At 66.9% G+C, this 19,760-nt stretch carries 20 protein-coding genes; 7 read left to right on the forward strand and 13 right to left on the reverse strand.

Annotated features, from left to right (window positions below):
• Positions 1-26: 26 nt before the first annotated feature.
• Positions 27-983 (reverse strand): CobW family GTP-binding protein, encoded by a 957-nt coding sequence (locus tag METRZ18153_RS0109065; RefSeq protein ID WP_020164434.1) that lies wholly within the window; start codon positions 981-983, stop codon positions 27-29.
• Positions 980-1,927 (reverse strand): LysR family transcriptional regulator, encoded by a 948-nt coding sequence (locus METRZ18153_RS0109070; RefSeq protein WP_029143659.1) that lies wholly within the window; start codon positions 1,925-1,927, stop codon positions 980-982. The genes METRZ18153_RS0109065 and METRZ18153_RS0109070 overlap by 4 nt, the downstream gene beginning before the upstream one ends.
• Before the next feature lie 118 nt (positions 1,928-2,045).
• Here METRZ18153_RS0109070 and METRZ18153_RS0109075 point away from each other — a divergent pair, with 118 nt between their 5' ends.
• Both METRZ18153_RS0109075 and METRZ18153_RS0109080 read left to right on the forward strand, forming a co-directional pair.
• Positions 2,046-2,777 (forward strand): pirin family protein, encoded by a 732-nt coding sequence (locus METRZ18153_RS0109075; RefSeq protein WP_020164436.1) that lies wholly within the window; start codon positions 2,046-2,048, stop codon positions 2,775-2,777.
• Entirely contained in the window at positions 2,774-3,343 is a 570-nt protein-coding gene (locus METRZ18153_RS0109080; RefSeq protein WP_020164437.1) for a flavodoxin family protein, read from the forward strand. The genes METRZ18153_RS0109075 and METRZ18153_RS0109080 overlap by 4 nt, the downstream gene beginning before the upstream one ends.
• A gap of 39 nt (positions 3,344-3,382) precedes the next feature.
• Here METRZ18153_RS0109080 and METRZ18153_RS0109085 read toward each other — a convergent pair whose 3' ends face one another.
• From METRZ18153_RS0109085 to METRZ18153_RS0109105, 5 genes are all read right to left on the reverse strand, one after another.
• Positions 3,383-3,745 (reverse strand): hypothetical protein, encoded by a 363-nt coding sequence (locus METRZ18153_RS0109085; RefSeq protein WP_020164438.1) that lies wholly within the window; start codon positions 3,743-3,745, stop codon positions 3,383-3,385.
• Positions 3,746-3,841: 96 nt separating this feature from the next.
• Positions 3,842-4,666 (reverse strand): peptidylprolyl isomerase, encoded by an 825-nt coding sequence (locus METRZ18153_RS0109090; protein ID WP_020164439.1) that lies wholly within the window; start codon positions 4,664-4,666, stop codon positions 3,842-3,844.
• Between the two features lie 51 nt (positions 4,667-4,717).
• Positions 4,718-5,002: a BolA family protein gene (locus tag METRZ18153_RS0109095; protein ID WP_020164440.1), complete on the reverse strand. Its 285-nt coding sequence runs from the start codon at positions 5,000-5,002 to the stop codon at positions 4,718-4,720.
• Positions 4,999-5,301, reverse strand: a complete 303-nt coding sequence (locus tag METRZ18153_RS0109100; RefSeq protein ID WP_029143660.1) for a YciI family protein — start codon at positions 5,299-5,301, stop codon at positions 4,999-5,001. The genes METRZ18153_RS0109095 and METRZ18153_RS0109100 overlap by 4 nt, the downstream gene beginning before the upstream one ends.
• 16 nt (positions 5,302-5,317) lie before the next feature.
• On the reverse strand, positions 5,318-5,926 hold the full coding sequence (locus tag METRZ18153_RS0109105) for a septation protein A (RefSeq protein WP_020164442.1): 609 nt from the start codon (positions 5,924-5,926) through the stop codon (positions 5,318-5,320).
• A gap of 220 nt (positions 5,927-6,146) precedes the next feature.
• Here METRZ18153_RS0109105 and METRZ18153_RS0109110 point away from each other — a divergent pair, with 220 nt between their 5' ends.
• The 4 genes from METRZ18153_RS0109110 to METRZ18153_RS0109125 all read left to right on the forward strand — a co-directional run bounded on the left by METRZ18153_RS0109110 (position 6,147) and on the right by METRZ18153_RS0109125 (position 8,923).
• Positions 6,147-6,425, forward strand: coding sequence for an HU family DNA-binding protein (locus tag METRZ18153_RS0109110; protein ID WP_019918484.1), 279 nt, complete (start codon positions 6,147-6,149; stop codon positions 6,423-6,425).
• A 204-nt stretch (positions 6,426-6,629) separates the two neighbouring features.
• Positions 6,630-7,403, forward strand: coding sequence for a peroxide stress protein YaaA (gene yaaA / locus METRZ18153_RS0109115; protein WP_020164443.1), 774 nt, complete (start codon positions 6,630-6,632; stop codon positions 7,401-7,403).
• Positions 7,404-7,434: 31 nt separating this feature from the next.
• Complete coding sequence (locus METRZ18153_RS0109120; RefSeq protein ID WP_020164444.1) at positions 7,435-8,022, forward strand: hypothetical protein; 588 nt, start codon at positions 7,435-7,437, stop codon at positions 8,020-8,022.
• Between the two features lie 112 nt (positions 8,023-8,134).
• A complete protein-coding gene (locus tag METRZ18153_RS0109125) occupies positions 8,135-8,923 on the forward strand; it encodes a dienelactone hydrolase family protein (RefSeq protein WP_020164445.1) in 789 nt (262 codons plus the stop codon).
• Between the two features lie 44 nt (positions 8,924-8,967).
• Here METRZ18153_RS0109125 and ybiB read toward each other — a convergent pair whose 3' ends face one another.
• The 6 genes from ybiB to nirB all read right to left on the reverse strand — a co-directional run bounded on the left by ybiB (position 8,968) and on the right by nirB (position 18,848).
• A complete protein-coding gene (ybiB, locus tag METRZ18153_RS0109130; RefSeq protein WP_020164446.1) occupies positions 8,968-9,957 on the reverse strand; it encodes a DNA-binding protein YbiB in 990 nt (329 codons plus the stop codon).
• 33 nt (positions 9,958-9,990) lie between these two features.
• Positions 9,991-12,720 (reverse strand): nitrate reductase, encoded by a 2,730-nt coding sequence (locus METRZ18153_RS0109135; protein ID WP_020164447.1) that lies wholly within the window; start codon positions 12,718-12,720, stop codon positions 9,991-9,993.
• A 157-nt stretch (positions 12,721-12,877) separates the two neighbouring features.
• Complete coding sequence (locus METRZ18153_RS0109140; RefSeq protein ID WP_020164448.1) at positions 12,878-14,551, reverse strand: bifunctional protein-serine/threonine kinase/phosphatase; 1,674 nt, start codon at positions 14,549-14,551, stop codon at positions 12,878-12,880.
• A 13-nt stretch (positions 14,552-14,564) separates the two neighbouring features.
• Entirely contained in the window at positions 14,565-15,779 is a 1,215-nt protein-coding gene (locus tag METRZ18153_RS0109145; protein WP_020164449.1) for a nitrate/nitrite transporter, read from the reverse strand.
• 139 nt (positions 15,780-15,918) lie between these two features.
• Positions 15,919-16,239 carry a nitrite reductase small subunit NirD gene (nirD, locus tag METRZ18153_RS0109150; RefSeq protein WP_020164450.1) on the reverse strand — a complete coding sequence of 107 codons (321 nt, stop codon included), beginning with the start codon at positions 16,237-16,239 and terminating at the stop codon, positions 15,919-15,921.
• 140 nt (positions 16,240-16,379) lie between these two features.
• The gene (gene nirB / locus METRZ18153_RS0109155; protein WP_020164451.1) at positions 16,380-18,848 is read right to left on the reverse strand and encodes a nitrite reductase large subunit NirB; all 2,469 of its coding nucleotides are present in this window, start codon (positions 18,846-18,848) and stop codon (positions 16,380-16,382) included.
• A gap of 736 nt (positions 18,849-19,584) precedes the next feature.
• On the opposite strand from nirB, the gene METRZ18153_RS20865 reads away from it, so the two are divergent.
• On the forward strand, positions 19,585-19,743 hold the full coding sequence (locus METRZ18153_RS20865) for a hypothetical protein (protein ID WP_157257221.1): 159 nt from the start codon (positions 19,585-19,587) through the stop codon (positions 19,741-19,743).
• Positions 19,744-19,760 lie beyond the last annotated feature (17 nt).

The raw sequence follows: 19,760 nt of genomic DNA on the forward strand, positions 1-19,760 counted from the left end.
TGTGAGCGAAGCGACGGCGCGCGGGTTCAATCGTGATGAAGCGCGGACAGCCAGGCCTGCAGACGGGTGTCGGCTATGCCCTGGGTGATGCACACGACGGTCGAGCCGCGCGCGGCGTCTGGCCAGGCGGGCAGGAGTGTCGGCGGGTAGAGCGCGTGCTGTACGCCCTGCACGACCAGCGGGCGCGACTCGCCGGCGACGTCGAACAGGGCCTTCATGCGCAACAGGCCGGGGCCGGCGATGTCCGGCCAGGCGGCGAGCCAGGCGTCGATCTGCGCGCGCTGCAGCGGCTGTTCGATCAGGGTGCTGTCTGCCCGCACGGCATGCGGCGCGGCGATGGTCGGCGGTGCGGCGCGGTAGCGCATGACGGCGGGCGGGTCGAACAGCGCAGGCCCGAGGCTGGCGGTCTGCAGGTCGAGCTGCGGCGCGAACGGGTTCAGCGCGGCCAGCGTCTGCCGCAGCGTGGCGACCGCGTCGGCGTCGGCGAGATCGGTCTTGCTCATCAGCAGGCGGTCGGCCGCGGCGACCTGGCGCACCGCTTCCGGGCGCATGGCCAGCGTCGCCGCCGCGTGCGTGGCATCGACGACGGTGAGCGTGCAATTCAGCCGGTAGCGCTCGACCACGCGCGCATCGGCGGCCAGCGTGCGCAGCACCGGCGCTGGATCGGCCAGGCCGGTGGTTTCGATGACGATGCGCTCGAACTGGCGGCGGCCGGCGCGGGCGAAGCGCCAGTGCGCGTCGCGCAAGGTCTGTGCGAGGTCGCCGCGCAGCGTGCAGCAGACGCAGCCGCTGGCCAGTTCGACCACGGTCTGGTCGGCGGTGTGCGTGACCAGCCGGTGATCGAGCGAGGCTTCGCCGAACTCGTTCACGATGACCAGCGTGTCGGCCATGTCGGCACGCGCAAGCAGGCGGTTCAGCAGCGTGGTCTTACCGGCGCCGAGAAAGCCGGTCAGCAGCACCACCGGCAGGCGTTGCGCGCTCATGCCGGCACGCCTTCGAGCAGGGCCCGGCGGGTGCGCGGGCTGGCCAGTTGCTGCAGCCACCAGTCGAGTGCGCGGCCGCGCTGGCCGGCGCTGCGCCAGGCGATGGCGAAGCGGGCGACCTTGTCCTCGCCAGTCGCTTTCGCCACCAGTCGTCCCGCTTCGATGTGGGCGCGCACGCGCGCCTCGGGCAGGAAACCGCAGCCGAGGCCGCGCAGCTGCGCGTCTATCTTCATGTCCAGCGTCGGCACCGTGAGCACGTCCTGACCGGGCAGCAGATTGCGCGACACCGGCGACAGCTTCATCGCGCTGTCGGCGATGGCGACCGCGCGGTGCATGCGGATCATCGCCGGATCCAGCGGCTCGGCGACGCGCGCCAGCGGGTGGTGCGGCGCCACGACGAATACGAAGGGGATGTCACCGAGCGCCTCGACCTGCACGCCGCTGACCCGCGAGTCGTCGGCATCGACGCCGATGGCCAGATCCGCCGCGCCCGACAGCAGCGCCTCCCAGGTGCCGGACAGCACTTCCTGACGCAAACGGATGCGCGTCGGCGGCGGCAGGCGCGCGGTGTCGCGCTGGGCGTAGAAGGCGTCGACCAGATCGAGCAGCGTGTGCGGGCACATCAGCGCGTTGGCGGCGATGGCCAGCTGGCCTTCCCAGCCGCTGGCGACACGCTTGACGCGGCTGGCGACGGCGTCCATCTCCAGCAGCAGGCGCCGGCCTTCGATCAGCAGCTCGCGACCGGCCGGCGTCAGCACGGCGGTACGGCTGGCGCGGTCGAACAGCAGCACGTCGAGCGCATCTTCGAGCTGGCGCACGCTGTAGCTCAGCGCCGACGGCACCTTGCCGAGCACGCGCGCTGCGGCGGCGAAGCTGCCGGCTTCGTCGATGGTGGCGATCAGACGGATCGCTTCGGGTGTCAGAGGATGGTCGCGTTCGGACACGGCGGTTGAAATGTGGTCGTTCAAATAATTTGAATGATGATATCAGCGACATGCCGACATCGGCGATCGGCCCGTCTCCACAATGCACTTATCGACCAACACATCAAGGAGATGAGCAATGATCAGTCTGCGCAAATCTTCCGAACGCGGCTTCGACGACCACGGCTGGGGCCAGTCGCATTTCAGTTTCTCCTTCGCCGACTACTACGACCCGGCACACATGGGTTTCGGCACGCTGCGCGCGCTGATGGAAGACACGATAGAGCCGTCAGGCGGTTTCGGCACCCATCCGCACCGCGACATGGAAATCGTCACCGTGGTGCTGGCGGGCGAACTGACGCACCGCGATTCACTCGGCAATACCGGCGTGCTGCGCGCCGGCGACGTGCAGCGCATGAGCGCCGGCACTGGCGTCAAGCACAGCGAGTTCAACCACGCCGCGACGACACCGGTACGCATGCTGCAGATCTGGCTGCTGCCGCAATCGCGCGGCATCGCCCCCGGCTACGCACAGCAGCACTTCGCCGACAGCGCGCGGCAGGGTCGTCTGCTGCCGCTGGTGAATGCAGAGGGACGCGACGGCGCACTCACCATCCACGCCGACGTTGCGATGTACGCGAGCCGCCTCGACAGCGGTCACGCGCCGCTCACCCACCCTCTCGCCGCCGGCCGCAAGGCCTATGTGCACCTGATCGACGGCGAACTGACGGTGAACGGGCAGCGCCTCGAAACTGGCGATGCGCTGCGCATCGAGCACGAGGACGAAGTTGTACTTGAACAGGGGCGTGCTGCACATGCGCTGCTGTTCGATCTGGGCAGTCATTCCACTACTGAAGGGAGATCAGCATGACGCAAGTTGCCATCGTTTATCACAGCGGCTACGGCCACACCCGCCGCATGGCGCAGGCAGTTGCCGACGGCGCGGCCGAAAGTGCGCAGGTGCAGCAGATCGAAATCGACGCCGAGGGCAATGTTCCGGAGTCGGCCTGGGCGACGCTGCTGGCGGCAGACGCCATCGTGTTCGGCAGCCCGACCTATATGGGCACCGTGTCGTGGCAGTTCAAGAAATTCGCCGACGCGACCTCGAAGCCGTGGTTCACGCAGCAGTGGAAGGACAAGCTGGCTGCCGGCTTCACCAACTCGGCGTCGATGAACGGCGACAAGCACTCGACGTTGCATTACTTCATGACGCTGGCGATGCAGCACAGCATGCTGTGGGTCGGCACCGGCCTGATGCCGAGCAACAGCAAGGCGGCGACGCGCGAGGACATCAACTACGTGGCGTCCTTCGCCGGTGCGATGGCGGCTACGCCGTCGGATGCGTCGGTCGATGAAATGGTCGAAGGCGATCTGAAGACCGCGCGACTGTTCGGCGCACGCGTTGCGCAGCAGGCGGCGCGACTGGCCGCACGCTGAGCGGGCAGGGCCTGGGAAGGCAGGATGTTTCCCCGAGGGTCAGTACAGCTCGGGGAAGCGCTCCAGCCAGGTCCACGCCACGGCGAGAACGATGGCGACGATGCCGGTCCAGGTGCCGGTGACGAAGCAGCAGGCGGCTGGAATCACCAGGCCGGCAAACTCGTCGAACATCATGCCGAAGGCGAACCAGAAGGCGGTGAACAGCAGCCACTTCACGATGAAGCCGGGCAGGTGGCGCCGCATCGAGCGGTTGTGACGGTAGCTCTGCACGCGCTCCATCCAGGAGCCGCGCGTGCAATCGCGGAAGTAGAGGAAGGGCCAGATGTAGCGCCACCACAGGCGCAGCATCGACTCCGGCTCGTGCGCCGGTTCCAGGCCCTGCTCGGGTGCGTGCTGTCCCATGTCGCGTCCTTCCTTCCTCGGTCCATCCGACCGGATTTACGGCCGGGTGGACGCGGGGTTGAGGCGACGCGCCGTGAGGCGGGCGGCGCCGGGTGATTACTTGATCGCGGCCTTCTGACGCAGTTCGTTCACGTGGGCGGCGATGGTCTGCTGCTCCAGACGCTGGGCGATCTGCGGCTTTGCTTCATCATAGGACGGCAGCTTCAGGTCGCGCACGTCTTCCAGCTTGATGATGTGATAGCCGAAGTCGCTGCGCACCGGTTGCGGCGTGAACTTGCCCTTCTCGAGCTTGACCAGCGCTTCCGAGAAGGGTTTCACGTACTGCGCCGGCGCGCTCCAGCCGAGGTCGCCGCCGCGGTCCTTCGAACCCGGATCTTCGGAATCCTTGGCCAGGTCCTCGAACTTCTCGCCGGCCTGCAGCTTGCCGATGATTTCCTTTGCCTTGTCCTCGGTCTTCACCAGGATGTGGCGCGCCTTGTATTCCTTGTTGCCCAGACCGGTCTTGATCTTCTCGTACTCGGCCTTGATCGTGTCTTCGGTGACCGGGTGGCTGCGCACGTAATCCTGCAGATAGGCCTGGATCAGCACTGCCTGCTTGGCCAGTTCGGCCTGGTGCATCAGCGCGGCGTTCTTGTCCATGCCCTTGGCGGCAGCGGCCTGGGTCAGCACTTCGCGGCGGATCAGTTCCTCGCGCACTGCGTTGCGCAGCTGGTCGCCGTCCTGCTGGCCCTGGGCTACCTGGTTGCGGATCATGATGTCGGCGCGGCCCTGCGGGATCGCCTTGCCATTGACCGTAGCGAGCACGCCTTCAGCCGGCGCGGCGGCGGGCGCTGCAGCCTTCTCCTTGGCCTTCTGCGCCATGGCGGGTGCGGCGAATGCGGTCATCACGGCGAGGGTCAGGACGGAAAGCGTGTGTTTCATCGATTTACCTTTCGGGTGGAATCCGGTTGCGGATTGCGTTGTGCCTGTCCGTCACTGCGCGGCGTTTTCGCCGGGTGCGCGTGCGACGATGGACAGGGCGTGGATGTCGCGCTGCATCAGGTCGCCCAGTGCAGCGTAGATGATGCGGTGACGTTCCATCGTGCGCCGACCGTCGAACTGCTCGGACACGATGGACAGACGATAGTGCCGGCCGCCCGAACGTGCGCCGGCGTGACCGGCGTGCAGGTGCGACTCGTCGATCAGTTCGAGCGCCGATGGCGCAAGCGTTGCGAGGCGCTCGCGTATCGTCGCTTCGAGTGCAGCGGCGTCGCTCACGCCGGGAACACCTTGCGGAAGGGCTTGACGGTCATCCGGGCGAACACGCCCTCGACCGTGTAGGGGTCTTCTTCCGCCCACTCCTGCGCTGCTTCCAGCGATTCGAACTCGGCGACGATGAGGCTGCCGGTGTAGCCCGCAGCACCCGGATCGACGGCGTCGACGGCGGGCAGCGGGCCGGCGATCAGCAGCCGGCCTTCGTCCTGCAGTGCCTGCAGACGGGCCAGGTGGCCGGGTCGGGCGGCCATCCGTTTTTCAAGACTGTTGGGGACGTCTTCGCCCATCAATGCGTAGTACATGCAGTCCTCTATTGGATCAGGAATTCTTTTCTTCGATGTGACGCGACAGCATGAAACCCTGCGCGAGCACGAACAGGAACATCAGACCCATGCCGCCGTACAGCTTGAAGTTTACCCACGCCTCCTCGCTGTAGCTGTAGGCCACGTAGAGGTTGAGCACACCCATCACGGTGAAGAAGGCGATCCACGACGCGTTGAGCCGCGACCATACGGGTTCGGGCAGTTCCACCTGTTCCTGCATCAGTGCGCGGATCAGGTTGCGCTTGAGGAAGAGAACAGAAACCGTCAGCGTCAGCGCGAACAGCCAGTAGAGCACGGTCGGCTTCCACTTGATGAAGGTCGCGTCGTGGAAGAACAGCGTGGCGCCGCCGAACACGACGATGATGGCCAGACTCACCCACAGCATGGTATCGACCTTGCGGCCGCGCGCCATCAGCCACAGCACCTGACCTATGGTCGCGACGATGGCCACACCGGTGGCGATCAGTATGGGGGCCTGGCTGGCGACGATGCCCTGGCCCAGCAGCTGGGTCGCCAGCGCATGCGAGGCCTCGGGCGACGCACCAGCGAACTTGTAGGCTGCGAAGAAGAGCAGGACCGGCAGCAGGTCGAACAGGAATTTCATGGTCGCGGATTATGCCCGGTCGTTCGCAACAGTGTCCAACACACACATCCGGTAACACCGAAATCCGGCATGGAACTGGCTTGGCGATGAAAATGTTGCGGGAGGGCGCGAGAATTCATGAAGAAAGTCCTCATACCCGCTTGTGAAGCGCGCCCGGCCTCACTATCATCCCGTCAGGTTTTCCCGCGCGCCCTTGCGTACAACCAAGTAGGAGACTTAGATGAACAAAGCAGAACTGATCGAAGCACTCGCCAAGAAAGCCGATGTTTCCAAGGCCGCCGCCGGCCGCATGCTCGATGGTTTCCTCGAGTCCGTCACCACCGAACTGAAGAAGGGCGGCAAGGTCACGCTCGTGGGCTTCGGTACCTTCGCAACCGGCAAGCGCGCTGCCCGTACCGGCCGCAACCCGCGCACCGGCGCAACGATCAAGATTCCGGCCGCCAAGACTGCCAAGTTCACTGCAGGCGCAGCGCTGAAGAAGTCGATCAACAAGAAGTAAGCAACGGATTCGTTCCGCAGGCATCCTCATCGGGCCTGCGGATGGCGTACCGGCGGTTCGCGCCGACGGGGCGGCCAGGGAAAGCGGGAGTGTCGAGTGACGACACTCCCGTTTTCTTTTTGCGCGTCCGCAAGCTGCTGCGCAGCGTCGTCGGCTCACGTTACCATCCGCGCACCACGTCTCATCGCCTGCCAAGTCAGCCCCATGATCATCGTCCTGTCGCCCGCCAAGTCACTCGACTACGAATCGCCGCTCGCCACGACAAAGTCCACCCGTCCGGACTTCCTCGACCATTCCGCAGAACTGATAGACATCCTGCGCCGCAAGAGCCCGGCGGACATCGCGTCGCTGATGTCGATCTCCGACCCGCTGGCGGCGCTCAACGTCGCTCGCTACGCCGACTGGACGCGCGACTACTCGGCGCCGCAGGGACGTCAGGCGGTGCTCGCCTTCAACGGCGACGTCTACGAGGGGCTCGATGCACCGACCCTGCCACCGCCGGCACTCGACTGGCTGCAGCAGCATGTGCGCATCCTGTCCGGCCTGTATGGCGTGCTGCGTCCGCTCGACCTGATGCTGCCTTACCGGCTCGAAATGGGCACCCGGCTGCCGAACGCGCGGGGCAAGGATCTGTATGCATTCTGGGGTGACCTGCCCGCGCAGGCGCTCAATGCGCTGTTCGAGAACGATGCGCACCCGGTGCTGGTCAACCTCGCCAGCGATGAGTACTTCAAGTCCGTGCGACGCAAGGTACTGAAGGCGCAGGTGATCCAGCCCGTGTTCCAGGACTGGAAGGGCGGCAACTACAAGGTGATCAGTTTCTTCGCCAAACGCGCGCGCGGCCTGATGGCACGCTACGCGGCGGAGAAGCGGATCGACGATGCCGACGCGCTGCGCGATTTCGCGGTCGAGGGCTATGCGCTCGACGCCGCGGCGTCGACGGCCACCGAGTGGATATTCAGAAGACGTCTCGACTGAGACACATAACTACACCGAGGAGAAGCAAGCCATGAAGCAGTTCCGCATCGTCCGTGGCGCGCTTGCGCTGGCCGTCGCACTGGCCTGTGCAGGAGGCGCGCAGGCACAGGAGAACGAGTCGGACCGCCTGTTCCGCGAGTGCCTGGCCGCCAGGGCCGACAACAATATCGGCCTCGCCGACGAGCTGTGCTACAAGGCGCTGGTCCATCCGGGTTTCAAGAACGTGCCGGCCGAGGCGCGCTCGCAGCGCATATATAACTACGCGCAACTCAAGCGCATGCTCGGCAACTGGGAAGGCGCCGAGGAACTGCTGCGCGAGACGCTGGCACTGGAAGAACAGCGCGCCGGCAGTACGCCGGACCTGCCGCTGGCGCGTCGTCTGGCCGAACTGTCGATCGCGCTGGCCGCGCAGGGCAAGTGGCCGGAAGGCATCCAGGCGATCGAGCGACTGATGCCGATGGCCGACAAGTTCCAGGGTGGCGAGCGCGCCGCGGTTGCCGAGCTGTTCCGCAATTACGTGCCGCAGGCAGCCGCTGCCGGACGCGTCGAACTGGCGCGCCAGCTCGACGCCTACGCACACGATGCGCCGGCGCCCGAACCGCGCTTCATCGAACGCTGAACTCTCGAAAGCTGAACCCTTTCCGAACCGCAAGAGGAGTGCCGACGTGACCCAGCCCGACAATCCCCACCGACGTGATTTCCTGCTTGGAGCTGGCGCAGCCGGCTTTGCCATGGCAGTGCAACCGGTCATTGCACAGCAGGTGATCACGACGCCGGACAGCGGTCTGGTGACCGGCATGTCCTCGACGCGCGCCAGCGACGGCCGCACGCTGCCGCTGTTCAGCGCCCGGCCGGACACGCCGGGCAAGCCGCCGGTGGTGCTGGTGGTGTCGGAAATCTTCGGTGTGCACGAACACATCCGCGACGTCTGCCGTCGCTTCGCGCACGAAGGCTATCTGGCCGTCGCGCCAGAAATGTTCTTCCGTCACGGCGATCCGGCGGCGCTTGGCAGCGTGCAGGAAATCCTCGAGCGCGTCGTGTCCAAGGTGGCCGACGCTCAGGTGATGGCCGACCTGGATGCCTGCGTCGACTGGGCGCGCGAGCAGGGCGGTGACGTGAAGCGCCTGCACGCGACCGGCTTCTGCTGGGGCGGTCGCGTCACCTGGCTCTATGCCTCGCATCAGCCGGCGCTGCGCTCCGGCGTCGCCTGGTACGGTCGCCTCGACGGTGTGCCGAGCGAACTGACGCCGCTGCATCCGCTCGACGTGGTCGATAGCATTCACGCGCCGGTGCTGGGTCTCTACGGTGGTCAGGACCAGGGCATTCCGAACAGCGATGTCGACGCCATGCGCGCGGCGCTGAAGAAGTCGTCGTCAGCGGCAGCGCGCAAGTCGGACATCGTGCTCTACCCGGATGCGCCGCACGCCTTCCACGCCGATTACCGCCCGAGCTATCGGGCCGGTGACGCGGCAGACGCCTGGAAGCGCTGTCTCGCCTGGATGGCGGCCAACGGTCAGTAAGCGTTCGCGCCCATGCAGGGCGCGTGCTTCCGCTCGTGCAGACCTCAGTGCGCGGTGTGTGCGAGGCCGAGCGATACGGTGGCCTTGGCGTGCGTCAGATCGCGCGCTGCGCCGCTGCCGAACAGGCAGGCGGCAAGCTGGTTCAGCAGGGGCTGCGGGATCGCGCGATGACCTTCGAGCATGTCCCGTATGCAGTCGGCGGTGCCATCAATGTCCTCGCCCGGCGGCAGCGGATTGGTCAGCGGCAGCGCGCCGCTTTCCGCCTCGAACAGCATGCGCGCGCTGCCGCGTTCGAACAGTTCGATGCGCGGCCGGCGCAGCGGATCGGCGAATGAATCGTCGTCGGGCGCGCGCATCAGCAGCGCCCTTTCGGGCGTACGCAGGAACATGTCGTGCAGACGTGACAGCAGCTGAGCATCGGCGACGCAGATGACGCGCAGGCTGTGCAGTGGCGCCGGATCGAGCAGCTTGGCGACGACGTGCGCGGTATTGCGGTGGCCCATGCGCTCGCGCAGCCGGATCAAGCTGTCCAGCGACGGGTTCAGCACTTCGGTCGGCAGGATGGCACAGTGCCCGGCGTGCAGCGTGTTCAGCGCCTCGGCCACGGTGCTGCACGGCAGGTGGCCGAGCCGCTCCAGCACGTCGAGACTGCCCGGCCGCGCGTTGCCGCCGCTCAGGCCGTGCACCAGCACCGGCACGTCCAGCCGCGCCAGCATCAGCGCCAGCAGCGGCATCAGGTTGGGCGCACGGCCGGCCCGGGCGTAGCTCGGAATGACCACCATGCGCGGCAGATGCGGCGGCAGTTCCAGCGTCGGGACGCGCTCATTCAGTGCGCGAGCGAAGCCCGCCAGCTCGTCCGCCGACTCGTGCTTCCAGCGCAGGCTGGCCAGCACCGCCCCCAGTTCGAGCGCCGGAATGCGGCCGTCCAGCATGTCGGCGAACAGACCGTGTGCCTCTGTTTCGGCAAGATCGCGCGCATCGTCGCCGCGTCCGATCGCGGACAGCATTTCGGTCAGGCTCTGTGGGCTCAGCATCGCGTACGTCGCTCCATCCAGTTCAGTTTCTTGTCATGCCGCCTGCCGTCGGGCGTCGAGCATGCGTTTCAGTTCGGGTACGCAGGAGCCGCAGGAGGTGCCGCAACGCAGCGTCGCCTGCAGTGTGTCGAGGTCTGCTCCGCCTGCGATCGCTTCGACGATGTCAGGTTCCGCAACATCGAGGCAGTTGCAGACGATGCGGCCACGGCTCTTCGCGGCGACCGGCGGCGTAGCCAGCGGTGCGAACAGCCAGCGGCGCAATTCCGCCGTTGGCTGACGCTCGACCATCACCTCGCGCAGCCAGGCGGCGGCCGCGGTTTCGCCGGTCAGGCGGATGCCGGTCAGCAGCCCGTCCTCGATCAGCGCGCGTTTGGTGATGTCGCGCCGCGCGTCGCGGTAGGCCAGACAGGCCGGGTGGTCGAGACCGCACAGGCGGTCGAGTTCGGCCAGCCAGTCTTCGGGAATCGGCTGGTCGTGCGCGATGCGCAGCACCAGCGCCGGGCGGTCGCGTCCGGCCATGGACAGCGAGGCGTAGGCGAAGCGGGCGAGCAGCGGTGCGAGCGCTTCCATCCGCGTCAGCGTGAGCTGCTGAGCCGCGTCGTCGCTGGTTTCGGTGCGCAGCAGCAGCGCCTGGAAGGGCAGGTCGGCGCGACTCATCTGCACGGCGGCATGCTTCAGTTCGGGCTGCTTTGAATACGGGTCGACGCGGCCGGCGGTGAGCGCATTGGCACCGCTGTTCGACAGCGCGTTGCGACCCCAGTGCATGGCGACGAAGGTGCTGCCCGGGCGCTGGGCGTTGCTCGCGTACGCACGCAGCACGATTTCGCCTCGGCGGCTCTTGATGCGCACCAGATCGCCATCCTTCAGTCCGCGACGGGCGAGGTCGTCGGCGTGCACCTCGACCCGCGGTTCGTCGACGTGGCTGTACAGGCGAGCCACCTGGCCGGTGCGGCTCATGCAGTGCCACTGGTCGCGCAGACGGCCGGTATTCAGATGCAGCGGATAGCGGGCGTCGATCTTCTCCGCGGTGGTCGCGGCCGACGGTACGACGAAGCGGGCGCGACCGTTTGCCGTCGCGAAGCGGCGATCGGTGTAAAGGGTGGCAGTACCGCTTTCGGCGCCGGTCGGGAAGGGCCATTGCTGCGGACCCAGTCGGTCGAGCAGCGCGTAGCTCAGGCCCGTGATGTCGAGGTCGCGACCGCGCGTGCTTTCGACGTGTTCGGCAAATACCTGCTCGACCGTCTCGTAGGGGAAGAGCGCGTCGGCGTTTCGGCCTAGGCGGGCGCCAAGCGCACGCGCGAAGTCGCGTGCGATCACCCAGTCGGCGCGCGACTCGCCGGCGGCAGGCAGCGCGGCATTGACGTGCGTGATGCGCCGCTCGGAATTGGTGACCGTGCCTTCCTTCTCGCCCCAGGTGGTGGCCGGCAGCAGCAGGTCGGCGAAGGCGGCACTTTCGGTGCCGCGGTAGGCGTCCTGCACGACGACGAATTCGGCCGCCTGCAGTGCTTCGACGATGCGCGCCTGATCCGGCATCGAGTGCGCCGGGTTGGTACAGGCGATCCACACCGCCTTCACCTTGCCGTCGCGCACCGCGTCGAACAGTTCGACCGCGGTCAGCCCGGGCTGCGCCGGCACGTCCGGCAGCCCCCACAGCGCGGCGACTTCGGCCCGGTGTTCGGCGTTGGCCATGTCACGGTGGGCCGACAGCAGATTGGCCATGCCGCCCACTTCGCGACCGCCCATCGCATTGGGCTGGCCGGTCAGTGAGAACGGGCCGGCGCCCGGGCGACCGATCTGGCCGGTCGCCAGGTGCAGCGCGATCAGCGCGGTTCCGTTGTGCGTGCCGTGATGCGACTGGTTCAGGCCCTGGCACCACATCGACATCGCAGCCTTCGATTCGCCGAACCACTTGGCGGCAGTGACGATGTCCTCGGCGCGCAGGCCGCACACCTCGGCGGCGACCGCCGGCGTGATGTCGCGCACGTGCTTGCGCAACTCGGCGAAGCCTTCGGTATGCGCGGCGATGAACGTGTCGTCGGCGTGACCTTCCCACAGCAGCACGTGCAGCATCGCGTTGTACAGCCAGATGTCGGTGCCCGGCAGCAGCGGCAGGTGCAGGTCGGCGTCGGAGGCGGTGTCGGTGCGGCGCGGGTCGACCACGATCATCTTCATCGCCGGGTTGGCGCGACGCGCGTCCTCGATGCGGCGATAGACGATGGGGTGAGCGTAGGCCGGGTTGCCGCCGGCGATCAGCAGGCAGTCGGTGTGGTCGATGTCCTCGTAGCTGCAGGGCGGGGCGTCGGCCCCCAGCGTCTGCTTGTAGGCCGACACCGCCGAACTCATGCACAGCCGCGAATTGGTGTCGACGTTATTGGTGCCGATCAGCCCTTTGGCGAGCTTGTTGAAGACGTAGTAGTCCTCGGTGAGCAGCTGGCCGGAAATGTAGAAGGCGACCGCGTCCGGACCGTGTTCGTCGATGATGGCGGCGAAGCGGTCGGCGGCGTGCGCCAGCGCGGCGTCCCAGCTCACGCGGCTGCGCGGCAGGTCGCGCGCGGTGCGCAGCTCCGGGTGCAGCGCGCGCGTGTCCGGGCGGGCGCTCAGATGCAGGGTCGAACCCTTGGTGCACAGACGGCCGAAGTTGGCCGGGTGGTCGGGGTCGCCCTTCACGCCGGTGATGCGGCTGCCGTCGTGTTCGATGATCACGCCGCACCCGACACCGCAGTAGCAGCAGGTCGAGCGGGTTTCGTGTTGGCTCTGGGTCATGTTCTTTGTCTCCGCGAGACTTTTAGCAAGGGGTATGCCACGTTACTGAGGGGCGATTCGCGTGCGAACCGGTGCGGTTCGGGCTGTCGGCGCTCCGCGCCGGGGCGCAATGACCTGTGAATGCATGCGACTGGTGCGCTGCCGGTGTCGGGTGTCCTCAGCGCAGCAGCACGCCCAGCAGCAGGATGTTGATCAGCAGGGACACCACCAGCAGCACGCGCAGCAGACGCATCGACATGCGCTCGACCAGCGGCGCGCGGCGCGGCAGCGCGAGCGGGCGGTGGGCGCCACGTTCGAGTGCGAGCAGGAATTCCTCGGCGGTTTCGAAGCGCGCATCGGGGCTGCGGGCGATGGCTTTCAGCAGCACCGCTTCAAGCCACTCGGGCACGTCCGGGCGATAGCGCGTGGGCGGTACCGGTTCGCCGAAGCGCGGACGCTGAAAGGGCTCGATCTCGCCCCACGGGTAGTGGCGGGTCAGCAGCTGGTAGAGCGTGACGCCGAGCGCGAACAGGTCGCTCGATTCGCTGGCGCTCTGGCCGGCAAACAGTTCCGGCGCCATGTAGCTGGGCGTGCCCGGGTTGTTGATCTCCTTGAAGTCCTCGCCGTCGGACGCCGCGACGCCAAGATCGAGCACGCGCAGCGTGCCCTGGCTGTCGAGGTGCAGGTTGTCCGGCTTGATGTCGCGGTGGACGATGCCCAGACGGTGCAGCGTGCCGAGCGCGCGCAGTACGCTGCAGCCCAGCTTGACCACCTGTTCGGTGCTGAAGTGGTGACCGGCATCGAGGCGCGCGCGCAGGCTGGCGCCGTCGTGCCAGCTCATCAGGTAATAGAGGCGGCTGCGCGGGTGGCCGATCACCTGCGGGAACTGCGGCGACACGACGCGACGCGCCAGCCACTCTTCGTGCACCAGTGCGGCAATGGCGTCCGGGTCGGCGTCCTCGCGCAGCGTTTTCAGTACGCGTGCCTCGCCGCTGGCCAGATCGGTGACGCGGTAGAGCAGGGTGACGCGCGACTCGTGCAGCACCGCATCGACGCGCAGGCCATCCATTTCGTCGCCAACGCTGAGCCGGTGCGGCAGCGACAGACCGGCCGCCTCGGCCAGCCGGTCGCGCAGCGCGGCCTGCGGCAGCGCGTCGACGCGGGCGACCAGTGCGGTGCAGTTGTCGTTGGCGCCGCGCGCTTCGGCCTGCAGTACCAGCGTCGACGCCAGCGACTCGGCGTCGCCGCCACGCGCCAGCACGGCGGTGATGCCGTCGTCGCGCAGCGTGTTCCAGACACCGTCGCTCACCAACACGAAGGTGTCGCCGATCTCCAGTTCGCCGTCGGCGTGGTCGACCGAAAGGCGCGCATCGAGGCCGACCGCACGGTGCAGCACGTTGGACAGTTCCGGGTGGGCCCAGGTGTGGTCCTCGGTGAGCTGCGTCAGGCTGCCGTCGCGATAGAGGTAGATGCGCGAATCACCGACGTGGGCCAGGTGCCAGCGGGTGCCGCGCAGCACCAGCGCCGACAGCGTGGTGGCCATGCCGGCGGATTCGCGGGTGCGCGCGGCATGTGCGACCAGCCAGCGGTTCAGCGCGCCCAGCACCTGATCGATCGCCTGCGCGATGCGCCAGGTGTCCGGCGTCGCGTAGTAGTCGTTGAGCAGGCCGCGCACCGTGAACTCGGCCGCTTCGCGTCCTTTGGCATGGCCGCCGACACCGTCGGCGACCGCCAGCAGCACGCCCTTGGCGTCCAGCGTTTCGCCGGTCGGCGTGACCGCGCCGACGAAGTCCTCGTTGCGCGGTCGCGGCCCGGTGATCGAGCACTGGCCGATGGACACTGCGAGCGTCATGATGCCGCCCGGCTCAGATGCGCGCCGACGTCAGGTGTGCCGCGCCCCAGGTGGTGCGCCAGCGGGTCTTCACGCGGGTCAGACCGACCAGCGCGGCGACCGCCAGCAGCGCGAATACGACGAAGCCGGTCTGGTAGCTGCCGGTGACTTCGCGCGAGTAGCCGAGCGAGGAGGCGAGGTAGAAGCCGCCGATGCCACCGGCCATGCCGACCAGACCGGTCATCACGCCGATCTCGCGGCGGAAGCGCTGCGGCACCAGCTGGAACACCGCGCCGTTGCCCATGCCCAGCGCCAGCATGGCGCCGACGAACACGACCACCGCCATCCAGGCCTGCGGCAGGCCGAAGCTCACGCCGAACAGGAAGGCGGCGGCGATCACGTACATCGTGCTCAGCGTGCGGATGCCGCCGATGCGGTCGGCCAGATTGCCGCCGATCGGACGCACCAGCGAACCGGCGAACACGCAGGCGGCAGTGAAGTAACCGGCCATCTTCGCGTCCAGCCCGTACTGGGTATTGAAGTAGATGGTGAGCGACGAAGCGAGACCGACGAAGCCGCCGAAGGTGACGCTGTAGAAGAACATGAACCACCAGGCGTCGCGGTCCTTCAGCACCTTCAGGTATTCGGCCAGCGTCTTCGGCGGCGGGCATTCCGGCGCGTCCTTCGCGACCAGCAGGTAGAAGATGAACACTGCGACCAGCGGGATCAGTGCCAGGCCGAACACGTTGATCCAGCCGAAGGCCGCGGCCAGCCCCGGCGCGAACAGCGCGGCCAGTGCGGTGCCCGAATTTCCGGCGCCGGCGATGCCGAGCGCCGTGCCCTGGTGTTCCGGCGGATACCAGCGCGACGCCAGCGGCAGCGCGACAGCGAAGGCGGCGCCGGCGAAGCCGAGGAAGCAGCCGAGCAGCAGCGCCTGTTCATAGCTGTGGATGCCGAACTGCCAGGCGACGAACATCGCCGCGATGACGATGACCTGACCGATGGCGCCGGCCTTCTTCGGTTGCAGGTGATCGACCAGCACGCCCATCAGCATGCGCAGCAGCGCGCCGGCCAGCACCGGAACAGCGACCATGAAACCCTTCTGCGCGTGCGTGAGCTGCAGGTCCTGGGCGATCTGCACACCGAGCGGGCCGAGCAGCACCCACACCATGAAGGCGAGATCGAAGTAGAGAAAGGCGGCGAACAGCGTGGGCGTGTGGCCGGCCTTGAGAAAAGCTTTCCTGTCCATCGGCGGATGACCTCCCCGTCATCAATCCGGTCTGCGCGCATCCTTGCGGGCAGCCGTACTCGGGATAGTGGTGATTCGGATTGCTGCGACGGCGTTCGCCGTCGCAGGTATTGCGGGCTTCAGCGGACCTCTGCGGACCTCAGGCCTTCAGCAGCACCTGGCCGTTCTCGACCTTGACGTCGAAGCCACGCGTGCAGCCGACATCGGGTGCGACCGCCTCGCCCGACTCCAGCTTGATCTTCCAGCTGTGCAGCGGACAGGTGACCGTGTCGCCATGCACGATGCCCTGCGACAGCGGGCCGCCCTTGTGCGGGCACTTGTCATGCACAGCGAACACGCGGTCACCATCGGTGCGGAAGATCGCGATGTCGCCGGATTCGGCCGCGACGACGCGCGAGCCGAGCAGCGGGATGTCTTCGAGCGCGCAGACGTGCGCCCAGGTGGAGGTTTCGGTGCTCATGAGGATTCCTGTATGTGTGTCTGGAGGGGCTGGGGGCCAGGGGCCAGGAGCTAGGGGCCAGGGGCTAGGGAACAGGCGCGGCTTTGCCGCGCGAGGTGGGCTTGTCGCCAGCCCCTGACCCCTAGCCCCTCATCCCAAGATCAGGCCTTCATCGCCTGCTTGATGGCGATGGTGCGGAACTCGCGGCCGAGCTCGGATTTCGCGTCGGCTTCGGCGCGCTCCAGCCACGGGTCCTTGTAGTCCTGCAGCGCGAACAGCAGGCGTTCGTACAGCGCCTTGCGGTTCTCGGCGTCATCGACCACCTTGCCCTTCACGTAGTCGAGACCGACGCGCTCGATGTAGTGCACCGTGCGTTCGAGGTACCAGCCTTCTTCGCGGTAGAGCTGCAGGAAGGCGCCGGAGTACTCCATCACCTCGTCGTCGCTGGCCACCTTGCAGAAGAACTGCGCGACTTCGGTCTTGATGCCGCCGTTGCCGGCGACATAGATTTCATAGCCGGATTCGACGCCGATCACGCCCACGTCCTTGATGCCGGCTTCGGCGCAGTTGCGCGGGCAGCCGGACACGGCGAGCTTCACCTTGTGCGGGCTGTACATGCCGAACAGCATCTTTTCCAGCTTCACGCCCAGACCCATGGACAGCTGGGTGCCGAAGCGGCAGTGCTCGGCGCCGACGCAGGTCTTCACGGTGCGCAGGCTCTTGCCGTAGGCGTGGCCGGACACCATGCCGGCCTTGGCGAAGTCGGCCCACATCGCCGGCAGGTCGTCCTTCTTCACGCCCAAGAGGTCGATGCGCTGGCCGCCGGTCACCTTCACCGTCGGCACCTTGTACTTCTCGGCCGCGTCGGCGATGGCGCGCAGTTCGCCCGGCGTGGTCAGGCCGCCCCACATGCGCGGCACCACCGAATAGGTGCCGTCCTTCTGGATGTTGGCGTGCGCACGCTCGTTGATGAAGCGGCTCTGCGCGTCGTCCTTCGCCTCGTGCGGCCAGGTCGAGATCAGGTAGTAGTTCAGGGCCGGGCGGCAGGAAGCGCAGCCGTTGGGCGTTTTCCACTTCAGCTCGCGCATCACGGTCGGGATGTCGATCAGGTGGCGGTCGCGGATCGCCGCACGCACGTCGCCGTGGTTCATGTCGGTGCAGCCGCACATCGGCTTCGAGCTCGAATCGGCCGGCGTGTAGGCGCCGCCGACGCAGGAGGCGAGAATCTGTTCGACCAGGCCGGTGCAGGAGCCGCAGGAGCTGGAGGCCTTGGTGTGCTTGCGCACGTCGTCCAGCGAGAACAGCCCCTTCTCCTTGATCGCCTTGACGATGGTGCCCTTGCAAACGCCGTTGCAGCCGCAGACTTCGGCGGTATCGGGCATCGATGCCGCCTGGGTCTGGCCCTTGTGGCCGACGTCGCCCAGGTGGTTCTGACCGAACATCAGGTGGTCGCGCACGGCGTGGATGTCCTGACCGTCCTTGATCAGCTGGAAGTACCAGCTGCCGTCGGCGGTGTCGCCGTACAGACAGGCGCCGACCAGGCGCTCACCTTCGAGCACCAGGCGCTTGTAAACGCCGCCCGCCGGGTCGTGCAGCACGATGTCGTCGCAGCCCGGTCCGCCCATGAAGTTGCCGGCCGAGAACACGTCGATGCCGGTGACCTTCAGCTTGGTCGAGGTGACGGAGCCTTTGTAGGTGCCGATGCCGTACTGGGCGAGGTGGTTGGCGCATACCTTGGCCTGTTCGAACAGCGGTGCGACCAGGCCGTAGGCGATGCCGCGGTGGTTCACGCATTCGCCGACCGCGTAGATCTTCGGATCGTAGGTCTGCAGCGTGTCATTGACGACGATGCCGCGGTTGCAGTGGATGCCGGCCGATTCGGCAAGTTGGGTGTTCGGGCGGATGCCGGCGGCCATCACGACGAGGTCGGCCGGAATGGTTTCGCCGCTCTTGAAGCGCACCGCGGACACGCGGCCGTCGCTGCCTGCGATCAGCGATTCGGTCTGCTTCTCCAGCAGGAAGGCGAGGCCCTTCTTTTCCAGCGAGGCCTGCAGCATGTCGGCCGAGGGTTTGTCGAGCTGGCGCTCCATGATCCACGGCGCCAGATGCACCACGGTCACCTGCATGCCGCGCAGTGCCAGACCGTTGGCCGCTTCCAGTCCGAGCAGACCGGCGCCGATGACGACCGCGTGCTTGCGCGTGGCGGCGGCTTCGATCATCGCGTCGGTGTCGGCGATGTCGCGGTAGGCGATCACGCCCGGCAGGTCCTTGCCCGGCACCGGCAGGATGAAGGGGTTGGAACCGGTGGCCAGCAGCAGGCGGTCGTACTCCGCCTCGGTACCGTCGTCGGCGAACACCTTGCGCGCCTTGCGGTCGATCTTGACGATCTTCTTGCCGGTGTGCAGCGTGATGTTGTTGTCGCGGTACCAGTCCCAGTCGTTCAGGATGATGTCCTGCACCGTCATTTCACCGGCCAGCACCGGCGACAGCAGGATGCGGTTGTAATTCGGATGCGGCTCCGCACCGAACACGGTGATGTCGTACATCTCCGGTGCGATCTTGAGCAGCTCTTCCAGCGTGCGACAGCCCGCCATCCCGTTGCCGACCATGACCAGACGCTTCTTTTCCATGACCCGTTCCCTCTACCGATTGCTGCAATAACAGACCGCACCAGGTGCAGCCGACAACCCTTACCCGGCTGTGTCGCCCGGACCGGTAACGGTTCGCAGGGACGAGCACAGACCTGCGCCTGCAGCATCGCTGGCGCCTGTAGGGCAAAACCTTTCGTGACCGGATCGTGCCGGTCGGCAAATGACGCGCTTGGTCGGTCGTGTCCCGCCATTGGGAGACGAAGCCGGTAAAACCGGGCTGCGCGGCGCAGTCGATGCGTCCCGCAGCGTTGACGACAGCCGATCCATCCTGGATGCGGTGCCGGTGTGTCGCAGGCTTGCGCCCGCTTTGTGTCGTCGACCTGCTTCAGTGACCGGGCAACCAGCCGGGGCACGACGCATCGTTGCGTCGTGTGTGCCCGGGCCTTTCTATCCAAGTCCGCCGCGCCGTCTGTGCCGGGGGCCGAACTTCGATGGTGCCGATGTGAACCAAGCCTGGTGCAGGGATGCCCGCACGCGCGGCCAACCCTCTCACGATCATGGACAAAGCAAAAGTTTTGCCAGGTCTGTTTCACCTTCCCGATGCCCTCACTCAGAGTGGGTCAAGCTGCTGATTCATATGGCTTGTTGTTCGGCTTTCGAGGTCTTTCTCGGGCGCATGATCATCACAGATGCGGCTGTTCTCGCACGGATGTGGTGCAGCCGCTCTTCACGCCGGTGCGCTCCAGTAAGTCCTGGCGAGGCCGTTAAACAGGTCATGAACGATCGAGGCCCTGACCACTCCAACCGCCGCACCGGAACAGGCCGGACCACGTTGGCCTGGTGCCTGCTCGCGAGCTGGCTCGTCGCCAGCGGCGGCGTGCTGCTTGCGCACATGAAAAACAACCCGGTCGATGTCTGCGTGACCCGCGACTGACCGGACAAGAACATCCT

It is taken from the genome of Methyloversatilis discipulorum (genome assembly GCF_000385375.1).
GTDB lineage: Bacteria > Pseudomonadota > Gammaproteobacteria > Burkholderiales > Rhodocyclaceae > Methyloversatilis > Methyloversatilis discipulorum_A.

Bases quoted from the DNA above. Each gene is read 5' to 3' on its own strand.
- METRZ18153_RS0109135 (WP_020164447.1), bottom strand. From the start codon at position 12,720: ATGACCCAGAGCCAACACGAAACCCGCTCGACCTGCTGCTACTGCGGT.
- nirB (WP_020164451.1), bottom strand. From the start codon at position 18,848: ATGGAAAAGAAGCGTCTGGTCATGGTCGGCAACGGGATGGCGGGCTGT.
- METRZ18153_RS20865 (WP_157257221.1), top strand. From the start codon at position 19,585: ATGAACGATCGAGGCCCTGACCACTCCAACCGCCGCACCGGAACAGGC.
- METRZ18153_RS0109125 (WP_020164445.1), top strand. From the start codon at position 8,135: ATGGCAGTGCAACCGGTCATTGCACAGCAGGTGATCACGACGCCGGAC.
- METRZ18153_RS0109065 (WP_020164434.1), bottom strand. From the start codon at position 983: ATGAGCGCGCAACGCCTGCCGGTGGTGCTGCTGACCGGCTTTCTCGGC.
- METRZ18153_RS0109140 (WP_020164448.1), bottom strand. From the start codon at position 14,551: ATGACGCTCGCAGTGTCCATCGGCCAGTGCTCGATCACCGGGCCGCGA.
- METRZ18153_RS0109100 (WP_029143660.1), bottom strand. From the start codon at position 5,301: ATGTACTACGCATTGATGGGCGAAGACGTCCCCAACAGTCTTGAAAAA.
- METRZ18153_RS0109080 (WP_020164437.1), top strand. From the start codon at position 2,774: ATGACGCAAGTTGCCATCGTTTATCACAGCGGCTACGGCCACACCCGC.
- METRZ18153_RS0109145 (WP_020164449.1), bottom strand. From the start codon at position 15,779: ATGGACAGGAAAGCTTTTCTCAAGGCCGGCCACACGCCCACGCTGTTC.
- ybiB (WP_020164446.1), bottom strand. From the start codon at position 9,957: ATGCTGAGCCCACAGAGCCTGACCGAAATGCTGTCCGCGATCGGACGC.
- METRZ18153_RS0109075 (WP_020164436.1), top strand. From the start codon at position 2,046: ATGATCAGTCTGCGCAAATCTTCCGAACGCGGCTTCGACGACCACGGC.
- METRZ18153_RS0109120 (WP_020164444.1), top strand. From the start codon at position 7,435: ATGAAGCAGTTCCGCATCGTCCGTGGCGCGCTTGCGCTGGCCGTCGCA.
- METRZ18153_RS0109105 (WP_020164442.1), bottom strand. From the start codon at position 5,926: ATGAAATTCCTGTTCGACCTGCTGCCGGTCCTGCTCTTCTTCGCAGCC.
- METRZ18153_RS0109110 (WP_019918484.1), top strand. From the start codon at position 6,147: ATGAACAAAGCAGAACTGATCGAAGCACTCGCCAAGAAAGCCGATGTT.
- yaaA (WP_020164443.1), top strand. From the start codon at position 6,630: ATGATCATCGTCCTGTCGCCCGCCAAGTCACTCGACTACGAATCGCCG.
- METRZ18153_RS0109085 (WP_020164438.1), bottom strand. From the start codon at position 3,745: ATGGGACAGCACGCACCCGAGCAGGGCCTGGAACCGGCGCACGAGCCG.
- METRZ18153_RS0109090 (WP_020164439.1), bottom strand. From the start codon at position 4,666: ATGAAACACACGCTTTCCGTCCTGACCCTCGCCGTGATGACCGCATTC.
- nirD (WP_020164450.1), bottom strand. From the start codon at position 16,239: ATGAGCACCGAAACCTCCACCTGGGCGCACGTCTGCGCGCTCGAAGAC.